This window comes from Nocardia sp. CNY236 (assembly GCF_000482385.1).
Taxonomy (GTDB): Bacteria; Actinomycetota; Actinomycetes; order Mycobacteriales; family Mycobacteriaceae; genus Nocardia.
In genome coordinates this window covers 19,123-39,118 of the sequence record NZ_AXVD01000034.1, presented here as the reverse complement: position 1 = coordinate 39,118, position 19,996 = coordinate 19,123, and the positions used below count along the sequence as shown (strand labels likewise).

Here is a 19,996-nt window from a genome sequence, read left to right as displayed (position 1 = left end):
GACCCGCCTTCACCTTCTCTCGTGCGTTTGCAGTCGTGACATCTGTGACCTCGGAATTTTTTCCCGAAAAGGTAACCTTGTGCGACACAACTGTTTTCGCTGTGGTGGAGGTGTAGCGACGCTATTTGTGTGGCCGCTCAGCGCGCGAAATCGTGATCTGCGTAGGGCGCTCTCGCAGAGCGAGACGGCGCAATGCGCTACGGCTGATCTCGCTGTCGGATGCGTCCGCGGTGGGCTGGGCGAACAAATGGAGGGCGTAGCCCTCGACGGTCGGCCGGGTGCGGCTATAGACAACCAGCGGCGACTCCTCGACGAGTTGCCGTACCGAGCGCAGATTGAGTTTGTTCCCACGGTGCACGACGATGTCGCGGTGGCGCTCGTGGAAGAACAGATAGCCGTCGGCGTCTGTTGAGAAGATATCGCCGGTGCGAACTATTCCGCTCTGTTCTCGATGCTCGCTTCGCCGGACTGCGCCGGCGCGCCGCTTCGCGGCGGTGTCCGTGCAGACGATCAGTTCCCGGACTTCTCCTGGGACCGTGGGGGAAACCACCTCTACGCCCTCGATCGGACGCCCAACGGAGGCGAGCCGGGCGTCGTCGATGTTGTCGGTGACCAGAGTCGACACTCGCGGGCCCGCCTCGGTCAAGCCGTAGGTTATCGCGAGGCTTGTGGTGGTGCACCGATCACGGAGCCGACGAACCTCGTCGGGCGGCAACTGGGCGCCGCCGACAGACAGTGTTTGCAGCGAGCTCGGGGACTGCCACGTGCTGGACAGAAGGTCGTGAACCAGCCACGGGGTCAGTGCAGCACTGTCGATCTCATAGCGCGACAGGTCTGCATTGAAATTGGTGGGTGTGAACGGTGGCGGCGCCAACACGATCGAGCCCTCACTCTGCAAGGCAGCAAGCACTTGAGCGACGAGTGCGAAGGAGAAGTAGAGCGGCAGGCTCACCAGCGTCCGGTACCCGGTTCCGATATCGAGCGAACGCAGATGCCGCTGCCCATTGGTGAGCAACGAATCGATGTCGTGCACACATCCGGTGGCAATGCCGGATGTTCCAGAGGTCAGCAGGACGACCTCACCGGGACGGTAGGGCGGCTGGTCGTGGTTGCGCGCCGGGACGTGCCGCAGATCGATTCTCGGACGCAACCCTGTGCCCGAGATCGTGGCCACGGCACGGCATTGCAATGCAGATGCGGCCGAAAGTAGCCGATCGCGCCGTCCTGGACCATGCGGCACCGGCACCAGGTCGGCATCGAGTATGGCGAAGAATGCCCCGATGGTGCCCAAGCCATGCGTCGAGGCCAGGAGAATGGCATCTCCTGACGCGAACGACGCCTTCCGAAGCACGGCCGCGGTCTGTTCGAACGACGCCAGCGCGCTCGCATCGCGGTCACCCGCATCGACAGCTGTGTCGAGAAACCGGGATAAGCGGTTACGGTCGATCACGACATCCCGTTCGACTGAATCGTTGTTGTCACCACATGACGGTCCGGTGAGGTCTGCTCATGGCAGGCGACGACGACGCGCCCACAGCCCGACGACAGCCAGCGAGTGACGACTGGACCGAGTATGTCCATACCCTGATCACCGAGAGAGGTGAACACCAGCGACGGTCCGTGCAGACCGTGCACGGTACAGGCGACCGCTGCGAGCGTGCCGGGTGAGGCCGCGGCGAACAGCCGCGGCGACAATCGACCTGTGTCGGTTTGGATCCGCACCTGCGCCTGAGTCGTCACCGGTCCGATGCTCGACGCCACCACCAAACCGGTCGGCCCCGCGTCGGACGGGAGGGGGTCATCGGCAATCCGTTCGCCTACAGCATGACTGACCATCCACGCGATGGGGTCGGCCTTGATCCGTCCGCGGGGTGATTTCAGCGGGTTTGCGACCAGGTCGAACACATGACGGCGGCATTGTCCTTCGGTCATGACGTGACCCTCAATGCGACGCAGGTGTTGAATCCACCGAAACCCAGACTCACCGTAACCCCAATGTTCTTGCCGGACTCGATGACCTGAGCCTTGGGTGATACTCCCAGCCCGAGCTCGGTTCGAGGTTCTGCCAACCCCAGCACCGGGGGGACCCGTCGGGTTCGAAGCATCTGCACGGTGACAATCATCTCGACGGCACCGGTGGCACCGAGACCATGCCCCAGCGCACCTTTGGTGGCAGCCACCATCGGTCCCGGCTCGATGTCGCCGAAAGCCAGGCCCAGCGCATGCGCTTCCGCGCGGTCGTTGATCGTGGTTCCCGTGGCGTGGGCACTCACTACCGCGACATCCGATGGCTCGGCGCCGGCCTCGCGCAGCGCGAGATCGATCGCCTGGGCCACATGTGATCCCGAGGGGTCGAGCTCGGTGAGGCCGGCGGCATCGTTGCTCGAGCCACAGCCGACTACTTCGCCGAAAACCGCGCCTCCGCGGGATCGCAGATGATGATCGGACTCGAGGACAACCAGTCCATATCCTTCGCTGACCAGCATGCCATCGGCACGAGCGTCGAATGGACGGACAGTGCGTGGTGACATCGTTCCGAGTACGGAATGCCCCAGCCGCTTGGCCTCCGTGAGGACGTCGACGCCGCCGCAGACGCATACATCGGCGAGACCGTCCTGCACCAGGTCGCGGCCGACGGAGATCGCGTCTATACCGCTCGAACACGTGGTGGACAGCACAACTGGGGCCGGTAGTCCTGAATTCGCGCAAGACTGTTCGGCCCACGCGAACAGTCCCTGGTCGGAATCGAGGGATGCACCGAGGCTGGTTCCCAGGACCACCGCCCACCGCTTCGATGATGTCGCTACATCGAGTCCGGCGTGCTCGAGCACATCCGAGAAACCTTGCCGAGTAAGGTATTTCAGTCGATCTGCCGGACTGGTCCGTGTGTAGTCCAAACCTGCAGCCAACCCGGCGTCGAGGTTACGCAGCTGGTGCGGACTCGGCACCGGTCGGAGGCCACCTGCGCCCTGTAGCAGGGCACTCCACACCTGGTCGATTCCGTTCCCGAGCGGGGTCGACCAGGCGTAGCCGGCAATTGCAACTGGCCTCACCACAGTTGCTCGCCCATACGATCGACCGACACCCGGCTGAGCGTTCCACGAAAGCGCGCAACAGTACGCTGCTCGACGTGCGCTCGGGCTCCGAACAGCATCGTGTCCTCCAGCAATCGCCGCACACGAAGATCGAACCGAACCACATCTCCCGGGACCACCGGGGCGCTGAAACGCGAGTTCAATGCACCGACGAGGGTCATCTCATCGTCCCGGAGCGGGCGGGAACTCAGCAGGTAGAGCACGATGCCTGCTTGCGAGAAGGCCTGCGCGAGATGAGTGCCCGGAAACACCGCCCGCTCGGGAAAGTGACCGGCGATCGCGTCCATGTTCCCGGACACGGCCAGTAGTCCGGTGAGCGACTCTCCCGGGACGTACATCGTTACCCGGTCGAGGTAGAGCATGGGGTGACGATGCCGGAGCAGATCCTTGATCTGGCTGAAGCCGAGCATGCCGCCGGTGCGGTGAGCCGCACGATCCTCGGCGGGATCCTCGGTGGGTGAGGCACAGAGGCTGGTCGACAAGTCAGACATGATTGTTCTCCTGCGAAGTGGTTGGTCGTCCGCTCACGAGACTCGACCGCAATTCTGGGGGTATGCGCTGGGCACGGCCTTCGTGATCGACGAGGCAGAACGTCAGTGCGCCGGTGGCGACCTCTACCCGTCCGTCGTCGGTGGTGGCTCTCGCGTGGACGACGATCCGCGCGCCGGTGACCCGCTCGACCTCCGCTGTGATTTCGAGCAATTCGGCATACCGTGCCGGACAGCGGTACACCGCCGAAACAGTGGCAATGGCCAGGTCGCGATGGGCGCCGATCCAGTTCGCCGAGTCTGCGGCATGCCGATCGAGACCACGCAGGGCCACGGTTTCGAACAGGGAGAGGTATCTCGTGAAGTGAACAACGCCCTGCGCGTCGGTGTCGACATGCTCGATCACGTGGCGTAGCGAACCGAAGCTCATGTGCAGGCTCCCGCTGCCTCGAGAGCATCGATGCCTCGCACCAGCCGGTCGACCAACTCGGCCGACTCATCGGAAGTGATCGTCAGCGGCGGGACGATGCGCAATGTCGGGAACACATAGCGATGATTCCGAGAGCGGCGTCCGGCGCCGGCCATGAACTCGACCAGCACTCCGTGGTCGGCGAGCGAGCGACGCAGTGCGGAGATGCGCTCGGATCCGAGCTCGGTCATTTCTACCCCCAACAGCGCCCCGGTCCCGCGCACCTCCCGGAAGAGGTGGCCCCGCTGTTCGACCAGTTCATGATTCATGCGGGAGATCAGTTGCTGCCCACGTTCCGCAGAGGAGGCCAGTAGTCCGGTGTCGTGGATGTGACGCAATCCGTGCCGGGCAACGCTGCACGCGAGCGGGCGCAGGTCATTGGTGGACACTGCGCCGGTCGTGCGAATACGCAGCTCGCGACGTGCGATCACCACAGAGAAGGGGACAACGCCCATACCGATGCTCTTGCCCACCACCGTCACATCGGTGGGCACGGGTCCGTGGGAATCGCGCATGGCCAGCAGCGCACCCGTTTTGGCGAAAGTCAGTACTTCGTCGGCGACGAGCAGAGCCCCGGCGCGCGCTGTGAGGTCAGCGACCTCGCGCAGGTATCCGTCGGGAGGTTCGAGGATGCCCGCATCGCCCTGAATGGGCTCGATCACGGTTGCCAGTAGGCGGTGACCGTGCTCTTGGATGAACCCCTGGAGTGCTTCTGCGTCCCCGAAAGGTATGTGCCGCACGTTCAGTCCCGATGCCGTCGCCGTGTCGAATGTTGGCAGCCCGTGTCTGTAGTGACGGCGGTTCAGCAATGGAAGCAGGCCCCCCGTCCAGCCGTGCCATGCGCCCTCGAAAGCGAGCACGGTGTCGCGGCCGGCTCGCGGACCGGGCCGGCCGGTGGACATGTCGACGCGCGATTCCAGGACGAGTCGCAACGCGAGCTCGAGTCCTTCCGAACCCGAGCTACGACCACTCGCGACGTAGTCGCCGTAGGCGAAGTGATCAACGAGTAACCCATTGGGCCCGAGCAGATCCAGCAGAAACTCCGAGCGCTCGGCGGCACCCATTGCATCGGTCGCGTGCCCGGCAGCCAGCCCAGTGGTCAGGGCCTGCCCAACCACAGGATGCGCGGCTCCCAGACACGCGCTGGCGTAGGTGCCGCTGGCGTCCATGGCGCGGATCAGCTCGCCACGTCGAGTACCAGCGGTGACAACGGCGTCGGCCCAGATGCCATCGCCGCCGACGATCGCGAGATCGAGGGGCCGGCCACCGTAGTGGCTGAGATGGAGATCCATGCCGTCGACCAGACGTTGTGCGTCGATGGCCGACCCATCGAGATGTCGATTCACCATCATTGGCGGGTTCGTACGAGCTCGGCGATCGTGCCGACAGAACGGAAGTTCTCGGGGGTGAAGTCGTCGTCGCCGATACGGATACCGAACGTGTTCTCGCACTGAACTCGTAGTTCGACGAACCCCAGCGAGTCCATGCCGTGGTCGGAACGAAGACTGTCGCCGTCCTTGATCGACATTGCATCGGACTCCGTCATCATGTCGTCATCGATGATGGATCGGATTTGGTCCTCGATACTCATGTGTCACACCTCTGGTTCGAGATCAGGGACTTTCACGATCGCCCGCACGCCGGCCTCGGTTCATCTCTGCGCGTGCCTTGTACTGCTCGATCGTCCGCAGTTCGTCCACCGTGGGGCACGGCGCCGTGCTGCTGCGCACGCCAGGAGAAGGCAGGAGCGTGGCAACTCGCGACGGTGATGAGTAGATCGAATCGGCGACAGGAGGCATCGTGCGACTGGAAGATATCTACATCGCTGGGACCGGCACCGCATTGGGCGAGTTGCGGTCGATCGATGAGGCAGTGACGGCCGGAGAATATCCGATCGACCTCGCCGAGGACGACGGCTACGTGTCGGTGTCGGTCTGCGAGGACGTCGCGGCAATCGAACTGGCGGAAGCTGCCGCGCAGCAGGCGCTGGACCGCGCAGCGCTCGGGACGCACGCGGACCTGTTATTGCACGCTTGCGTCGGATTTCAGGGCCTGGACGACTTTGCCAGTGCGGCATACTTGCACCATCGGTTGCTCGAGGGCGATGGGGTGCCCTCGGAGGTACGGCAGGCATCCAACGGTGGGTTGGCGGCGCTCGAATTGGGTGCCGCTTTCCTCGCCGCCCGGACCGATCCTGCGTATGCGCTCCTGGCTACGAGCGATGTGTTCGCTCCGCCGATGTATGCCCGCTACGGCACCCCCGGCACGCTGTATGGCGATGCTGGCACTGCGTTGGTGCTGTCGAACCGACCCCAGCGACTCCAGCTCCGCTCGATCGTCTCGGCAAGCGATACCACCCATGAGCCGTTGCAGCGAGCGGGCGTGAGCTGGATATGCCATGCCGGTCAATCCGGTTGGCCGATCGATGTCGCGAGTCGTGTCGCGACCTACGTCGAAGAGCGTGGCCCCGAGGCGATGATCGACCTCGTCTCCCGGATTCGAGCCACCGAGCGATCCACGATCGACCGTGCGCTGTCCGATGCAGGCATAACCACCGACCAGGTCACCGCATGGATCTTTCCGAACATGGGCCTCACCCTCACCGACTGGGACGCGCGAACCGCCGCGGGAGTTGCAGTCGAGCGATCGACCTGGGAGTGGGGGCGAACGGTTGGCCACCTCGGTGCAGGTGACCAATTCGCGGCGCTCGATCACATCGAGGGGCGGTTGAGTCCGGGTGACCATGTCGTGATCAACGGTTCGGGAACGGGCTTCACCTTCACTTCAGTCGTCGTAACCGTCGTGGAGGCCGAGGTATGAGCGGGCCGACCCGGGACGAATTCATCGAGGTTGTCCAACGTCTCGAATTACCTGTGAACGCAGCTGGTTTGCACTCCGATTTCGATCAGGAGGTGCGCTGGCGCTCCATGCACCGAGTCCGGCTCATGGCCGCCCTGTGCGAGCTACGTCCGGACACCGCTCTCGATGTGTCGGCGGTGTTTACCGCAGCAACCGCGTCCGAGGTCTTCGACGTGTTCACGATCGGGCACGGGCGATGAGCGGCCGGTTCCTGAGAAATGTTCTGCACCGTTCGGTGCGCCGCGCACCGGCTGTGTCCGCGGTTTCCGTAGCGGGGGAGGACCTCACCTACCGGGAATTGTGGCACCGCGCAGGAGCTCTCGGGCGCAAGATCGATCACGACCTGGGAGCGCCGGCCCGCGTGGGCGTGCTGACCAGCCGCACCGTGGAGACATACGTGGCGTATTGGGCACTGGTGCGTCTGGGGTGCTCCGTCGTGCCGCTCAACCCGTCGATGCCCGCCCCTCGATTGGCTGCGGCCCTGCAGGACGCGGAGGTCGGCGTACTGCTGCACACCGAGCACCACGTCGGGCTGGCTCGTGAACTCGGCATTCGTTGTGCAGGACTCGTTCTCCAACAGGTCGATCCCTCGACGGAAGGCGCCGAACTGCCCGCCCCGACCGCGGAAACCGGCCATCCCGGCAACGAGGCCTACGCTATTTTCACCTCCGGTTCGACAGGGGCGCCCAAGGGTGTCCCCATCACCGACGACAACTTGCGAAGCTGGCTTCCCCATGTCGTCCGCACCTACGCGACAACCGAACCGATGCGCGTTGCTCAGACAGCTGACATCGCGTGGGATCTCTCGGTCTTCAATATGTGGTTGGCGTGGTCTGCGGGTGGCACTCTGGTAGACCCCGGGCACGAGGTACTGGTGATGCCGGCCTCGTTCATTGCCGAGGCGCGCCTGACGCACTGGTTTTCCACACCGCAGTCGATAACCATGGCCGACCTACTGGGCGACCTCCGACCAGGGGCTATGGATGGGTTGCGGTGGAGCCTGTTCGGAGGCGAATTGCTGCGACACGACCAGACACGTCGCTGGATGCGGGCGGCCTCTGGAAGCAGGCTTGCGAACGTGTACGGACCAACCGAACTCACCTGCACCTGTTTCGACTACATTGCTCCGCACGACCCTGCGGATTGGCTTGTGGACCAGCGTGGGGTTCTCCCTGTCGGTCGCCCCCACCCGGCGGTCGACCATGCGCTCATCCCGGTGGATGCAGCCGTGAACCGCGGCGAGTTGGTTGTGCGTGGCTCGCAGCGATTCGCAGGTTACGTCGCCTCGCGTGACGACCACGGCGCTTTCGTCCGAGGCGGCGATCGCGAGATATGGGGGACTGTCGACCGACCGGAGAGTTCGGATTGGTACCGCACCGGTGACCTGGTGGAGCAGCGCGTGGACGAGCATGGTCGCGCTGTGCTGTACGTCGTTGGACGCACAGACGACCAGGTCAAGATCGACGGCCATCGGGTGGAGCCCCAAGAGATCGAACACTGTGCCCGAACCTGCGCTGAAGTCGACGATATCGCTGTCGTCGCTCATACGGTCGGTGAGACAACCGAGTTGACCGCATTCGTCGTCGGGAATGTGCGCGCAGATGTGCTGCTCGCGCATCTGCGCGCACGTCTGCCGGACCACATGATCCCGGCACGAACTCAGCGCCTGACAGTCCTTCCACAGAATGTGAACGGAAAGGTCGACCGGCGGCGGCTGCGTGAGCTGGCCAGGGCCTGAACCGGCAGTCCGTTGCGCCTGTGGTCCGGTCGCGCCGCTACCAGACCACAGGCAACCGCTCCACGCCGTACATGCCAACTGATTCGGGCCTCATCGGGACGTCCTCGGCGTCGACGGCCAACCGTAGTGTCGGGAACCGCGCGAACAGTGCTGCGAAGATCACTTCGAGCTCCATTCGGGCGAACGAGCTCGCGAGGCACGTGTGCGGGCCATGGCTGAACGTGAGGTGGTCACGCGAATGCCTAGCTATGTCGAAAGTGTGCGGATCGGGGTAATGACGCGGATCACGGTTGCCGGCCTCGAGAACCATCAGCACACCCTCGCCGGCCTTGATCACCTCGTCTCCGAACTCGATGTCCTCCATCGCCACTCGTTGGATCGGGTTGGTGATGATTGTCTGGTGGCGCATCAGTTCGTCGACGGCGTATCTCCACAGCGAGGGGTCTTCGCGCAATCGGCGCAGTTGGTCCGGGTGTTGCAAGAGGGAATAGGTTCCCAGGCCCACCATTGTCGCGGTGGTCTCCGAGCCCGACACCAGCACGATCATTGCGATCGAAACCACGTCGTCGCGTCCGAGGTTTCCCGGGAGCAGCTCGCCGTGAACCAGGCGAGACAGCAGGTCGTCGCCGGCTGCTCGCTCCTTGCTACTGATGATCTGGTCCAAATGCGCGATGATCGCCCCGACAGCGGCGCCCACCTCGCGCTCCGAACTGGTGGCGTCCATCATCGCCCGGGTGTTCGATTCGATGATCGGGCGATCGGCGTCAGAGACTCCGAGGTGTCGAAAGATCGTGCTCGCGGCAACCGGGATCGCGTAGTCTCCGACGAGTTCGGCTGGCTGTCCGGACTGCTCCATGGCATCGAGGGCCTCATGTGCCAGGCGGGTAACCAGCGGACGGACCTCCTCGACCCGGTTGCGGGTGAACTCACGGCCCAGGATCCGGCGCACTTTCAGGTGGCGCTCGCCGTCGCTATGAGCGAAAGTGCCGGCGAGCGGTGACTCGAAGTCGTCCTCGTACAGGAAGGGATAGCCGGGTTGGCGCTCATCTGCGCTGAGCCGTTCATCCTCGAGAAGTTGCCGGATATGGTCGTATCTCGTGACGACCACGCCCGTTCGGCCGCTGGGTAACAGCGAGCGATGGATCGGATGTTCGTCCTGTAGCTGCGAGTACTCTCGTGGCGGATGTAACCGCGAGGTTCGGGCAGCGGGGTAGGGACACGCATTGTTCATCGGGCACTACTCTTTCGACTGCTATAGGGTCAGCGCGTCTCCTGAGCGCGGACGGTCGCCGGTTTCTCTACTGCTAAGCCAGGTGGTACAGGTCTCGAGCGGTGCGGTTGGCCTGGGTGAGTACCTCGAGCCCAATGTTGTTCGCCCACTCGTCGAGTAGTGCTGCGAAGCTGTCGGAACCGAGCCCATCGAGTCGGCCAATGGCCTCGCGAAGCTGATGCCGGACGTCCTGGGCGGGCACGGCGCGCTGAATATCGCCGTATGTTTCCCGCGATCCGCCGAGGATACGAGCGAGAACAGCCAGAAGAATCTTGGCCGGTGGAGGTGCGATGCTCCAGAGCATGGCGACATCGGCATCCGACGACGCCAATACCCCAGCGACGCCGAGTGCCGCTGCGTGCGGCAAGATCTGCACCAATCGCATGGCCTCGTCGTGCTCGTTCGGTGAGGCGACAGTGGGGGCGGCGCCGACGGTCCGGGCCCACTCGGTCACCTGGTCGACCGCGGCCGGTCGGCTGCGGGCGTCGGCGATGACCAGAATCGGACGGCCTTCGGCGGAGAGCGCTGGGCTGAACATCGGCGTGAACCCCACGAGTGTGCCGCGGAAGTTCGGCTCCTGCGGTACCTCGAAGTATGGTGTTTGCACCGACGATGTGGTCACCACCGGCACGTTCGCGCCAACGGCCTGCGCCACCCACCGCAGCGTCACGACGCCGACGGACTCCGGCAGTGAGAGGACGACAGTCTCGGCGCCTCCCACCAGCGTTCGTAGCTCGAGGTCCGGCGAAGTCACGTCGGCGACGACATCGCCGTCATACAGGTCGACGCTTACGACGTCGGTCTCGGACGCCAATATGTCCCGGGCGATCCATCGCCCGATCATCCCATTCCCCATGATGACGACGCGGCCGTTCACGGTGCCACCTTCCGCTGAGGGCGGGCAGCGGGCGCACCGGCGAGGGCGTGATGCGGCACACTCGCTTTGACCAGAATTTCGGTGAACTCGTCATCGGGATCCGATAGCGCGGTGATGGCCCCACCGATCCCGACAGCGACCTCATGGCCGTGTAGCACTGCCGTGCGGATCACCACATTCAGCCGGACAGCGCCCGATGCGTCGAGCCATCCGATGGCGCCCGAGTACACCCCGCGTGCTTCGTTCTCGAGGCGGTCGATGATCTCCATCGTGCGAATCTTCGGCGCTCCGACCATGGACCCCGGCGGGAAGCACGACCGCACGGCTTCGACGGAGCGTACGCCTTCGCGCAGTCGACCCCGGACGACCGAGACCATCTGATGTACGGAACGAAAGGACTGGATTGTGAACGGCTCGCGGACATGTACCGACCCGGGCTCGCACACCGCATTGAGGTCATGCCGTACCAAGTCGACGATCATCAGGTTCTCGGCGCGGTCCTTCACACTTGCGGCGAGCTCGCGCCGCAAGTGTTCGTCTTCTCGCGGTGAACAGCCCCGGGGTCGTGTTCCTTTGATCGGGGCGCTACTGACCTCCCGAGATGCGGCGACCTCGAGAAACAACTCCGGCGAGGAGCTGAGCACGGTGATACCCCCGAGTCTGAGATAGGCCCCGTAGGGAACTGGGCTGGCTGCCCGCATTCGCTCGTAAGCGGTGAACGGATCGTGCGGGGCCGACAAGGTCGCCCGGTTGGTCAGGCACACCTCGTAGGACTCGCCGTTGCGGATCAGGCGACTCGCTTCGCGGATGTTCCACAAATAGGTGGTTCGGTCATCGCGCAGATCGAGCGCGCTGGCATCGACCGGACCCGGTCGATAGTCCGCGCTCGCGGCCTGCGCAGATGCCTCCCGCAGCGCTGTGGAGGACTCCGATCGTGTAGCGCCGCAAGCGGCCGGACCTGTCGCGACACTCCATGCGCGGCGTTGGTGATGGTCGAGGACGACGAAGCGTGCCGGCCAGAGCAGCGATGCGTCGGGGGTGGACGAAGTGTGGGCGGATGTCCCACCACACAGCGCTTTCAACTCGTATCCGAGGTATCCGACCAGACCTCCTCGGTAGGGGATGTCGGCTGGGAGCTCATCGGTTTCGACTGCCATGGCTTCGAGTAGGTCGCCGATCAAGGCGAACAGATCACCGACCACGGTGCGGACGCCGGTCGGTCCGCTCATGGTGAGTTGCCGGCGTGCCAAGTCATAGGTGAGGTGGACGTCGTCCGTGGTCCCGCCCATCACGGAATAGCGGGCGTCGGTGTGGTCGCTGTTCTCGGCGTCGAGCCAGAACGAGGTCTCGCCCTCGAACTGGGTGCGGAAGTGGTGTGCTGGTTCGCTCGGCCATGGAATCTCGGCCACCTCCGGGCGGACGCGGAGGTGGCCGCCCGTGGCGACGAAGGCGGCCGCACTGTCGGTCGGCTCACCGGTGCGCGGCCTTTCGTCTGTGGCCAAACGCACGAAGTTTGCGATCAGTTCGGTGCCGTATTGCGCCTCGATCGATTCCGGATGGAACTGCACACCCCAAATCGGCAGTCCTCGGTGTCGCAGGGCCATCACCAATCCATCCGAAGTCGTCGAAGTCACCTCGAGTTCCTCGGGGAGATCCCGCACGATGAGCGAGTGGTAGCGGACAACCCGCAGTGGCGTGGGTAATCCGGCGAAAAGCTCGTCGGCACAATGCTCCACAAGATCTGTCACACCATGGGCCGGCTCGGGAGCGTGCACGACAGTGCCGCCGAAGACCTGCGCGATCCCCTGATGGCCCAGGCATACGCCAAGCACCGGTCGTTCGCAATGTTCGAGCACTTCACGACACACGCCGAAGTCCTCGGGCACCCCGGGGTGCCCTGGGCCGGGTGAAATGATCACTGCGTCGACCTCGTGCATGGGCAGGTCGCCGTACGGGGTCGTGTTGTCGACGATCAGCGCCGGATTGCCCGTCACCGCGTGCACTTGGGCGGCCAGATTGTTGGTGAACGAATCGAGGTTGTCGATGATCAGGATGCGGGTCATTCCGCATCCTCCGTGCTTTGCGCCATACGGTGTTCTTCGGCCCGGCAGGTTGCTTCGATGATGCGCTCGTAGACGCCGACGAGAAACTCGGCATCGACGTCGTATTCCTCGGCCGCGGTTCGAGCGCGGCCGAGGACCATGTCGACCCGATGTGGCTGCATCATGGCGATCGCTGCCTGTGACTTCAGGTCTGCGATTTCCAAGCACACCCGCAGACGTGCCGACAACAGGGCGAGGATCGAATCATCGAGCTCGTCCAGCTTGGCCCGCGGCTTCGCAAGGATGTCGTGGTCCGTCTCGGCCATGCCTCCACCACCGTTCGTTCGATCGACTCTGCTCTCGGAGGTTCGAGTGGCCGGCCCGACCAGCGTCCGATCGACGGGCTGGCGGCACTCGGTTCGTTCCTCCGTGTCATCTCAAAGATGTCCGAGCAGCTATTGCGCGACTTCTCCTACAGTGCGGTGCCTTGTTACTTAAGTGTTTACTTGACTGTCTGGGTGCCGATGCCTACGGTGGGAGCGTGCCCGATGATGTCGATGCAGGCGACATCGATGCGGTCTTCAAAGCGCTGGCGAATCCCGCACGGCGCAATGTCATCACGCGTCTGGCCTATGGGCCGGCGACCACATCGGCGCTCGCGGGACCACTCGACATGTCCTTGGCCGCAGTGGTCCAGCACTTGCAGCACCTCGAGTCGGCCGGTTTGGTGGTATCCCGCAAGGTCGGACGGATAAGGGTGCACGAGCTACGAAAGGACGGACTGTTGCGCCTGGAACGGTGGTCGGCAAGCAGGCGCAATCGCCATGAGGCACGTTTGGACCGGCTGGCCGAGGCGGTCGCTGCCCTGACGGCCGCCGACTCCGCAGATCAGACCGACGAGAAGGGATCCTGATGAGCACTCCCACCCTGACACACAGCACAGTGGAGGTGGCCCGCAGCTATCCGGCGTCGCCCGACAAGATCTTCGCGGCCTATGCAGACGTCGAGCGACGTGCTTCATGGACGGCCCCCGACGGGCACGAGGTGGTATACGTGACCAGCTCGTTCGACGTGGACGGAGTGGACGACTTCCAATGCGGACCCGTAGGTCGAGCAGAACTCACCGGCCGAGTCCGCTATCTGGACATCAAAGAGGGTGTCCGCATCGTCTACAGCGAGACGATTTCGCTGGGCTCGGAACCGCTGGCGATCTCGTTGGTGAGCTGGAGCCTCGATCCGAGCGACATTGGAACCGAGGTCACCGTGATCTCGCAGATCTGCTCGTTCGTGGGTGACGACATGATCGCCGGTACTCGCGAAGGACTCTCGATGGCTCTCGGCAACCTCGCCAACGCGCTCTGATCTCGCCCGGACTACTCACCGATCTGATTGGGAGATTCGATGAACGCTTCGCGTGAGCCCAACGCACGCTGGTGGGCCTTCGCAGTCCTCGGTTTGCCGACGATCTTGATATCGATGGATCAGAGTATCCTGTACCTGGCACTGCCAGCGCTGTCGAGCGAGCTCGGTGCGACGAGCACCGAGTCGCTATGGATCATGGACATGTACGGCTTCCTTCTGGCGGGCTCCCTGATCACCATGGGTTCGCTGGGCGACCGTGTAGGACGCCGAAAGCTCTTGCTGCTGGGCGCTGCTGTTTTCACTGTGGCAACAGTGATCGCCGCGTTCTCGCCGACCCCAACCGCCTTGATCGTTGCGCGGGCAGCAATGGGTATCGCCGGCGCCACCCTGTTGCCATCGACGCTGGCCCTGATCTCGAACATCTTCACCAACCCACGCGAGCGGGGTAGTGCGATCGCGGCATGGTTCAGTTGTCTGATGGTCGGGGGTGCACTGGGTCCCGTTATCGGCGGCGCGTTGCTGAGCTGGTTTTGGTGGGGCTCGGTGTTTCTCGTTGGAGTCCCGATCATGGCCATCTTGCTGGTACTGGGTCCACGTTTGCTTCCCGAGTACCGCGATCCGAACGCTGGTCGGATCGATCTACTCAGTGTCCCGTTGTCGCTGGGAGCCATACTGCCGATCGTCTACGCTCTCAAAGAGTTCGCGACCGGCGCCGACGGCTCGGCAACGTGGGTTCCGCTCATCTGCGGCGCCTTGGTCGGTGTGATCTTCCTTCGGCGTCAGCAGGTCATCACCGACCCGATGGTGGACCTGAGGCTGTTTCGAAGTCGACAGTTGTCGGCTTCTCTGGTCATCCTCTTCTTCGGGTCCATGACCACCGGAGGCATGTACCTCGTGGTCAGCCTCTATCTTCAGACCGTTGAGCAGCACTCGCCGTTTATCGCAGGTCTATGGCTCTTGCCATCGACCGCGGCGATCGTCATCGGCTCGATGGCTGCGCCGGGACTGCTCGGCAAAGTTCGCATCAACCATCTCGTGGCCGGTGGTCTTTTGGTCACGGCTGCGGGATATCTGCTGATGACGCAGGTGCCCGAGCAAGGCAGCATGGTCTTCCTCGTGGCCGCCTTCGTATTGGCCTTCCTCGGTCTCGGCCCCATGGGGGCAATCGGCACGGACCTGGTTGTCAGTGGGGCGCCCGCTCAACGCGCGGGATCCGCGGCGTCGCTTTCGGAGAGCAGTAACCATCTCGGCATTGCTGTAGGAATCGCTGCCTTCGGATCTATCGCATCGGCTGTGTACCGCTCCCAGATGGCAGAGGTCGACGTCCCGGCCGATAGCGTCTCGGTTACCGAAAGCGTGATGCAGGCAGCAACTATCGTGCGTGATCTTTCTCAAGAGTCGCTGCGCGTTTTCGTTGGTGACATGAACGAGGCCTTCGTGTCGGGTATGCACGTCACGGCGTGGGTCGGCGTCGGTCTGTTCGTTGCTCTGGCCGGTATTGCAGTGGTTGCCTTGCGTGGCGCGCAGCCTCCGCAACCGAGTACAGACCTGCCAGGAGTCGAAGACGACGATGTATCGGACGACGTATCGACTGACAAGGCCTTATCTGCTGACGACGAGCGGTGAAGTCCGGGTGTCACATGACAGCACGAGTGTGACACCCGAACCACCCCTCCACGTCGCCGGTGCTCCGGCACCGGCACCCGATAGGGCAGCTGTTGTGGTCGGGGGCCAGAACCCGATCGAGCCATTCGGTATCCGAGGGTGCTTGTCGAGCGCAGCTGAACACCTGAAATTCACTCGTGTTTCCTATAGACGATCTTTGGGGGCCAGCAACCGAACTATTCTGTGAACTCGATATTGTGAGCGGCCGTGATGATGTCTGGTGTGGCGCGGTTCGCAGGCACGAAGCTCGGCGAATACGCATGAGGTAGCGTTGGCCCGAGTAGACGGTGACGGCGGTGACGTTGCCATCCTGTTCCTCGAACCCGTTGTGCAGAAACCACATTCCGATCGAGAGGTCGCGGACTCCGCACCTGGTTGCCTGCCACGGATGCTCGTTCGTGGTGGCGAGCCAGCTGCCGGATGAACAACAGGTAGCTCGACCGCGGTGTCCTCGTCGACATCGGTCACGATGGGCTCGCCTTCCTGTTGCGACCGACGATAACCTACGCCACATTGTCGGCGTGCGGATACTGCGAACAACAGGGGCGACCACGGCTTTCCGGCCGTGGTCGCCCGCTACTGCCTACGCCGGGACGACCGACTTCACCACGGAGGCACCCTCGAGTGCTTCGGGTGTGAAGTCACTACCCAGGGGGGGCTCAGGGAGGGCGCTGCCCATCGTGCGCCGAGTGCACCCGCACCGAGACTCCCTACCAACACCCCGGATGCCCAACCCCAGCGCACACCCCGGGCGGCGTCGAAAATCCTGTGTCCGTATGGGTTCGACGCGACCGCTGTGGACTCTATAGTGCCCGTGGTGACGAACACGGACGAGAACCTCGCAATATCAATTGGCAGGGAAGAATGTATAGGGACTGCGGTACACCATTTTCGAATTCGTCTACAGAGGGCACCATTGCTGTCGGAGTCATATCGTCGAGTTCGGTCATCAGCACCGGACTCCGGGCAATGCTCGAGCAAGTGAAATTGGTCGACTTCGTGGGATATCCGAATCCCGATCGGCCCTCGCTGAATTGCTACGATCTACTGATCGTCTCAGACGATTGCATAGGTATGGTGCCTGTCCGCATCGATCCTCGTGTGCTCGTCGCCGTGACATCGCTCGTCGATGCTCGAGCGACAGTTGGATCACCCCGGGCCGTGGTTGCCGACGGTTACGTCGAAATCGCCAACCTTTCACCCTCCGTACTGGACGAAGTCGTGCGCTTGTGCCTCGAGGGCGCCTTTCCAATTCCACCCAGCATGCTGCGCGGACTGGTGGGCAAGAGACCAGCCGGAAGTTCCATTCGCAGTGCGTATGCCATCACCGCACGTGAGAAGGAGACGCTCGAGTATATCGCTGATGGACTGAGCAATGATCAAGTCGCTCGGAAACTGGGTATTTCACCGCACGGAGTCAAGCGACTGATTGCCAGCGCCATGGTGAAGCTGGACTCTCCCAACCGCACCTCGGCCGTCATTGAGGCGATCAGACTCGGAATTCTCCAGTGCCCGAACCAGCACTGCGCAGGGCATAGTGCCGGCTGCAAGCGGATACACGGAGGTCCAACTGATGCACACGACGACGACCGATGAGGACTGGCCCGCTGACAACCGCAATGTCATCACTGCGCACGACCATCCTCCGATGCACGATTCCCCGCTGTCGGGCTGGAGAACCTCGACTGCCCCCGAAGTCGTTGGGTCGACCCCCGTCTTCCGCGTGGTGGGGGGACCACCGACACTGCGTTGTGGTCTCGCGACGATCTTTCGCGCTGCTGGCATGCACCCTGCCGTCGGACCGGTCGACGAGGACTCGTCCGATAGCGCGGGTTCTACCGTAGTTACGGTCGCCGTGCACGATCGTGGTGAGCTCCCACGACCTTTCATTCCCACCAGCGATCGACTCCAGATCGCGATCGCGGCAGCGTATGAGGAGAGAACGTTGGTGGCAGCCCTGGCGGCCGGGTACCACGGAGCGCTGGATCTCGCAGCGTCACCAGAAGCCATTACCATCGCGGTGCGGGCTGCTGTATCCGGCCAGTGCACGCTCCCCTACGACGTCGCGCGCCGCCTCGCCCTCGGCTGTCCGACTCCCGACGACACGCTCGGCGCTCGAGAAGTCACGTGGCTCAACCGGCTGGTAGCTGGTTCTTCCGTGCTCGAACTCGCAGAGTCGGAGGCACTGTCGGAACGAGCAATGTACCGGAGACTATCGGCGATCTATCAGCGATTGGGTGTCGACTCACGGAGCGAGGCCATCGCCGTTGCATCACGGGCCGGTCTGCTCGGCGATCGCTCCGCGTGGCAAACAGCATGAGACGCATCGACTGCGACGTGTGGATGCTGCGACTCGACGAGATCGATGAAGAACAGGTCGCAGGGTTGCTTGCCCCCGAGGAACAGCGTCACCTGAGGCGGCTGCGCAACCGAGGCGACCGATTGCGCCACGCAGGCGGTCGCTCCCTATTGCGCGCGGCCGTCGCCGAGCGCGCCGGAGTCGAGCCCACCTCTATTCATGTGGCCTGCCGCTGTGTCATGTGTGGCTCCACAGAACACGGCAAGCCCTACCTCGAGGAGCGCGACGAGTACATGTCGATTGCGCATTCCTCGAACCTGGTGCTGGTCGCACTCACCGAGGCCGCTCCCGTAGGGGTTGACGTCGAGAAGCGAGACAGCAGTACCGAAGTCGACCTGATCGCGGGGTACATCGTCGTTCCCGACGAGCCGACGCCGGTCGGTCTCACCGAGTTCTACCGAACCTGGTGTCGCAAGGAGGCAGTGGTCAAGGCCTGCGGTGTCGGCATCTCGATCCCTTTGCGAGAGGTCCGCGTGACCGCCCCGAATCAGGAGGCCGCGCTGGTGTCGTTCCCGAAGCTGAATGCGCCTGTGGCACTGTGTGACATCGACCTGAGCACCGCGCACGCGGACTACGCCGCGGCGCTGGCCGTGCTCGCCGACGGCTCCCTCGCGCCGCGGCTGCGGGATGGCACCTCCCTCATCCGTACCCTCACCCGTGGAGGCATCTCGTGAACCGGCTGCGCAAACTCGTTCACGGTACGCTCGCCAGCGCTGTCTCACCCGGCATCGACGACGTCACGCTCACTGCTCGATTCGGGCACGATGCCATCGACCCCCGAGTGCGATCCCTCTCGGCCGTGCCGCAGGCGGTGGTCGTGGGTTTGGAGCACGCACTGTGCGAGACCGACCCCGATGGCGTGCACGCGCGGCTTGCTCTCGTCGAGGAGGAGCACCGGGGTTTCGCCTACGAAGGCGCCATCATGGCCGCCACGATCCTCGATGCGGTGTCGCTACCGCCCTACCGCGAGCCACAGACCGCCGAGTTGATCATGACCGGGTCCGGACTTCCTCATCAGTTCCTCAACTACATCGGAATCGGCTTCGCCATGGCGCGCCTTCCTCGTCGCCTGTGGTCGCGGGTGCTGCCCGCTACCCTCCCCCCGCACCCGGCGATGGCCTGGCTCGCTGTCGACGGCTACGGTTTCGACCTCGCCTACTTCCACCCCGAACGCTACATCCACCGCCAACAGCGACCCGCGCCCTACTCCTGGCGCGCCGGACAGCAGTGGTACTTCGAGAAGGCCGTCGATCAGGGTGTGGGACGAGCTCTGTGGTTCGCGTGCGCCGGCCGTGTGGCCGAGGTATCGCACGCCATAGAACAATTCGCACCCGAACGCCGCGAGGATCTGTGGTCCGGTGTGGGGCTGGCCGCTACGTTCGCGGGCCACGCCGACGACATGTCCTCCCTGGTGCCTACAGCCGCGACATTCGCACCCGACCTCGGCGTCGGCGCTCTCCTTGCAGTGAAGGCGCGCCACACCGCGGGCTTGGTGCCGGCCCACACCATCGAGACGCTGGCCACCATCACCGGGCTGAGTGTGCGCGACGCTGTGGCCGTCGTGGATGCCTTCGAGGTGTCCGGACCCGACGACCGCCCCATGCCTCGGTACGCCACCTGGCGCGACCGATTGCGCGAGTGGCTCGCTGTCGACCTCCTCGGTGGTCCGGGTGCCAACGGCAGGCACTCAGCCCCGCAACGGTGAAGTGGCCGCAGTGGTCGCTGATCAAGACGATCGATAGCAAGGCTGGGCCGGATGGTCCAATCCCGTT

The 19,996-nt window shown here is 63.8% G+C and carries 21 protein-coding genes; 10 read left to right on the top strand and 11 right to left on the bottom strand.

Annotation, left to right across the window (positions count from 1 at the left end):
• Window positions 1-121: 121 nt before the first annotated feature.
• From K940_RS28875 to K940_RS0117430, 7 genes are read right to left on the bottom strand one after another with little or no spacing between them, the layout of a single operon-like run.
• A complete protein-coding gene (locus K940_RS28875; protein WP_051407303.1) occupies window positions 122-1,450 on the bottom strand; it encodes a class I adenylate-forming enzyme family protein in 1,329 nt (442 codons plus the stop codon).
• Window positions 1,447-1,932 carry a hypothetical protein gene (locus K940_RS0117455; protein WP_155980931.1) on the bottom strand — a complete coding sequence of 162 codons (486 nt, stop codon included), beginning with the start codon at window positions 1,930-1,932 and terminating at the stop codon, window positions 1,447-1,449. Before K940_RS0117455 ends, K940_RS28875 begins: the two co-directional genes overlap by 4 nt.
• The gene (locus K940_RS0117450) at window positions 1,929-3,056 is read right to left on the bottom strand and encodes a beta-ketoacyl synthase N-terminal-like domain-containing protein (protein WP_028478596.1); all 1,128 of its coding nucleotides are present in this window, start codon (window positions 3,054-3,056) and stop codon (window positions 1,929-1,931) included. Before K940_RS0117450 ends, K940_RS0117455 begins: the two co-directional genes overlap by 4 nt.
• A complete protein-coding gene (locus K940_RS0117445) occupies window positions 3,050-3,586 on the bottom strand; it encodes a 3-hydroxyacyl-ACP dehydratase FabZ family protein (protein WP_081706444.1) in 537 nt (178 codons plus the stop codon). The genes K940_RS0117450 and K940_RS0117445 overlap by 7 nt, the downstream gene beginning before the upstream one ends.
• The gene (locus K940_RS28870; RefSeq protein WP_051407302.1) at window positions 3,579-4,013 is read right to left on the bottom strand and encodes a thioesterase family protein; all 435 of its coding nucleotides are present in this window, start codon (window positions 4,011-4,013) and stop codon (window positions 3,579-3,581) included. The genes K940_RS0117445 and K940_RS28870 overlap by 8 nt, the downstream gene beginning before the upstream one ends.
• Window positions 4,010-5,404: an aminotransferase class III-fold pyridoxal phosphate-dependent enzyme gene (locus tag K940_RS28865; RefSeq protein ID WP_051407301.1), complete on the bottom strand. Its 1,395-nt coding sequence runs from the start codon at window positions 5,402-5,404 to the stop codon at window positions 4,010-4,012. The genes K940_RS28870 and K940_RS28865 overlap by 4 nt, the downstream gene beginning before the upstream one ends.
• On the bottom strand, window positions 5,401-5,643 hold the full coding sequence (locus K940_RS0117430) for an acyl carrier protein (protein ID WP_028478594.1): 243 nt from the start codon (window positions 5,641-5,643) through the stop codon (window positions 5,401-5,403). The genes K940_RS28865 and K940_RS0117430 overlap by 4 nt, the downstream gene beginning before the upstream one ends.
• Before the next feature lie 209 nt (window positions 5,644-5,852).
• Between K940_RS0117430 and K940_RS0117425 the strand changes: the two genes are divergently transcribed.
• Genes K940_RS0117425 through K940_RS0117415 form a run of 3 tightly spaced genes read left to right on the top strand, consistent with a single transcriptional unit; the run spans window position 5,853 to window position 8,649 of the window.
• Window positions 5,853-6,872 carry a ketoacyl-ACP synthase III family protein gene (locus K940_RS0117425; RefSeq protein ID WP_028478593.1) on the top strand — a complete coding sequence of 340 codons (1,020 nt, stop codon included), beginning with the start codon at window positions 5,853-5,855 and terminating at the stop codon, window positions 6,870-6,872.
• Window positions 6,869-7,111 carry a hypothetical protein gene (locus K940_RS0117420; protein ID WP_028478592.1) on the top strand — a complete coding sequence of 81 codons (243 nt, stop codon included), beginning with the start codon at window positions 6,869-6,871 and terminating at the stop codon, window positions 7,109-7,111. Before K940_RS0117425 ends, K940_RS0117420 begins: the two co-directional genes overlap by 4 nt.
• Window positions 7,108-8,649 carry an AMP-binding protein gene (locus K940_RS0117415; RefSeq protein ID WP_036529011.1) on the top strand — a complete coding sequence of 514 codons (1,542 nt, stop codon included), beginning with the start codon at window positions 7,108-7,110 and terminating at the stop codon, window positions 8,647-8,649. Before K940_RS0117420 ends, K940_RS0117415 begins: the two co-directional genes overlap by 4 nt.
• Window positions 8,650-8,686: 37 nt before the next feature.
• Here the strand turns inward: K940_RS0117415 and K940_RS0117410 are convergent, their stop codons facing one another.
• The 4 genes from K940_RS0117410 to K940_RS0117395 form a co-directional block, all read right to left on the bottom strand.
• Window positions 8,687-9,880, bottom strand: coding sequence for a cytochrome P450 (locus K940_RS0117410; RefSeq protein WP_028478590.1), 1,194 nt, complete (start codon window positions 9,878-9,880; stop codon window positions 8,687-8,689).
• A gap of 73 nt (window positions 9,881-9,953) precedes the next feature.
• Window positions 9,954-10,796 carry a prephenate dehydrogenase/arogenate dehydrogenase family protein gene (locus K940_RS28860; protein ID WP_081706443.1) on the bottom strand — a complete coding sequence of 281 codons (843 nt, stop codon included), beginning with the start codon at window positions 10,794-10,796 and terminating at the stop codon, window positions 9,954-9,956.
• On the bottom strand, window positions 10,793-12,859 hold the full coding sequence (gene pabB / locus K940_RS0117400; RefSeq protein ID WP_028478589.1) for an aminodeoxychorismate synthase component I: 2,067 nt from the start codon (window positions 12,857-12,859) through the stop codon (window positions 10,793-10,795). The genes K940_RS28860 and pabB overlap by 4 nt, the downstream gene beginning before the upstream one ends.
• Window positions 12,856-13,164, bottom strand: a complete 309-nt coding sequence (locus K940_RS0117395; protein ID WP_028478588.1) for a chorismate mutase — start codon at window positions 13,162-13,164, stop codon at window positions 12,856-12,858. The genes pabB and K940_RS0117395 overlap by 4 nt, the downstream gene beginning before the upstream one ends.
• Before the next feature lie 215 nt (window positions 13,165-13,379).
• Here K940_RS0117395 and K940_RS0117390 point away from each other — a divergent pair, with 215 nt between their 5' ends.
• The 7 genes from K940_RS0117390 (at window position 13,380) to K940_RS28835 (ending at window position 19,929) form a co-directional block, all read left to right on the top strand.
• Window positions 13,380-13,751 (top strand): helix-turn-helix transcriptional regulator, encoded by a 372-nt coding sequence (locus K940_RS0117390; protein WP_196812249.1) that lies wholly within the window; start codon window positions 13,380-13,382, stop codon window positions 13,749-13,751.
• Window positions 13,751-14,200, top strand: a complete 450-nt coding sequence (locus K940_RS0117385; RefSeq protein WP_028478586.1) for an SRPBCC domain-containing protein — start codon at window positions 13,751-13,753, stop codon at window positions 14,198-14,200. Before K940_RS0117390 ends, K940_RS0117385 begins: the two co-directional genes overlap by 1 nt.
• A gap of 39 nt (window positions 14,201-14,239) precedes the next feature.
• Window positions 14,240-15,826: an MFS transporter gene (locus K940_RS28855; RefSeq protein ID WP_051407299.1), complete on the top strand. Its 1,587-nt coding sequence runs from the start codon at window positions 14,240-14,242 to the stop codon at window positions 15,824-15,826.
• A gap of 1,026 nt (window positions 15,827-16,852) precedes the next feature.
• Window positions 16,853-17,461: a response regulator transcription factor gene (locus K940_RS30925; RefSeq protein WP_196812247.1), complete on the top strand. Its 609-nt coding sequence runs from the start codon at window positions 16,853-16,855 to the stop codon at window positions 17,459-17,461.
• Window positions 17,439-18,185, top strand: a complete 747-nt coding sequence (locus K940_RS30920; RefSeq protein ID WP_051407298.1) for a LuxR C-terminal-related transcriptional regulator — start codon at window positions 17,439-17,441, stop codon at window positions 18,183-18,185. Before K940_RS30925 ends, K940_RS30920 begins: the two co-directional genes overlap by 23 nt.
• Window positions 18,182-18,898 (top strand): 4'-phosphopantetheinyl transferase superfamily protein, encoded by a 717-nt coding sequence (locus tag K940_RS30915; protein WP_081706441.1) that lies wholly within the window; start codon window positions 18,182-18,184, stop codon window positions 18,896-18,898. The genes K940_RS30920 and K940_RS30915 overlap by 4 nt, the downstream gene beginning before the upstream one ends.
• A complete protein-coding gene (locus K940_RS28835; RefSeq protein WP_051407296.1) occupies window positions 18,895-19,929 on the top strand; it encodes a DUF1702 family protein in 1,035 nt (344 codons plus the stop codon). Before K940_RS30915 ends, K940_RS28835 begins: the two co-directional genes overlap by 4 nt.
• The last annotated feature ends 67 nt before the right edge of the window (window positions 19,930-19,996 follow it).

What these genes read in the sequence shown, in the direction of transcription:
- K940_RS30920 (WP_051407298.1), top strand. Translation starts at nt 17,439, where the DNA reads ATGCACACGACGACGACCGATGAGGACTGGCCCGCTGACAACCGCAAT.
- K940_RS0117455 (WP_155980931.1), bottom strand. Translation starts at nt 1,932, where the DNA reads ATGACCGAAGGACAATGCCGCCGTCATGTGTTCGACCTGGTCGCAAAC.
- K940_RS28855 (WP_051407299.1), top strand. Translation starts at nt 14,240, where the DNA reads ATGAACGCTTCGCGTGAGCCCAACGCACGCTGGTGGGCCTTCGCAGTC.
- K940_RS0117415 (WP_036529011.1), top strand. Translation starts at nt 7,108, where the DNA reads ATGAGCGGCCGGTTCCTGAGAAATGTTCTGCACCGTTCGGTGCGCCGC.
- K940_RS28870 (WP_051407302.1), bottom strand. Translation starts at nt 4,013, where the DNA reads ATGAGCTTCGGTTCGCTACGCCACGTGATCGAGCATGTCGACACCGAC.
- K940_RS0117395 (WP_028478588.1), bottom strand. Translation starts at nt 13,164, where the DNA reads ATGGCCGAGACGGACCACGACATCCTTGCGAAGCCGCGGGCCAAGCTG.
- K940_RS0117430 (WP_028478594.1), bottom strand. Translation starts at nt 5,643, where the DNA reads ATGAGTATCGAGGACCAAATCCGATCCATCATCGATGACGACATGATG.
- K940_RS0117420 (WP_028478592.1), top strand. Translation starts at nt 6,869, where the DNA reads ATGAGCGGGCCGACCCGGGACGAATTCATCGAGGTTGTCCAACGTCTC.
- K940_RS0117445 (WP_081706444.1), bottom strand. Translation starts at nt 3,586, where the DNA reads ATGTCTGACTTGTCGACCAGCCTCTGTGCCTCACCCACCGAGGATCCC.
- K940_RS28865 (WP_051407301.1), bottom strand. Translation starts at nt 5,404, where the DNA reads ATGATGGTGAATCGACATCTCGATGGGTCGGCCATCGACGCACAACGT.
- K940_RS0117385 (WP_028478586.1), top strand. Translation starts at nt 13,751, where the DNA reads ATGAGCACTCCCACCCTGACACACAGCACAGTGGAGGTGGCCCGCAGC.
- K940_RS0117410 (WP_028478590.1), bottom strand. Translation starts at nt 9,880, where the DNA reads ATGAACAATGCGTGTCCCTACCCCGCTGCCCGAACCTCGCGGTTACAT.
- pabB (WP_028478589.1), bottom strand. Translation starts at nt 12,859, where the DNA reads ATGACCCGCATCCTGATCATCGACAACCTCGATTCGTTCACCAACAAT.
- K940_RS30915 (WP_081706441.1), top strand. Translation starts at nt 18,182, where the DNA reads ATGAGACGCATCGACTGCGACGTGTGGATGCTGCGACTCGACGAGATC.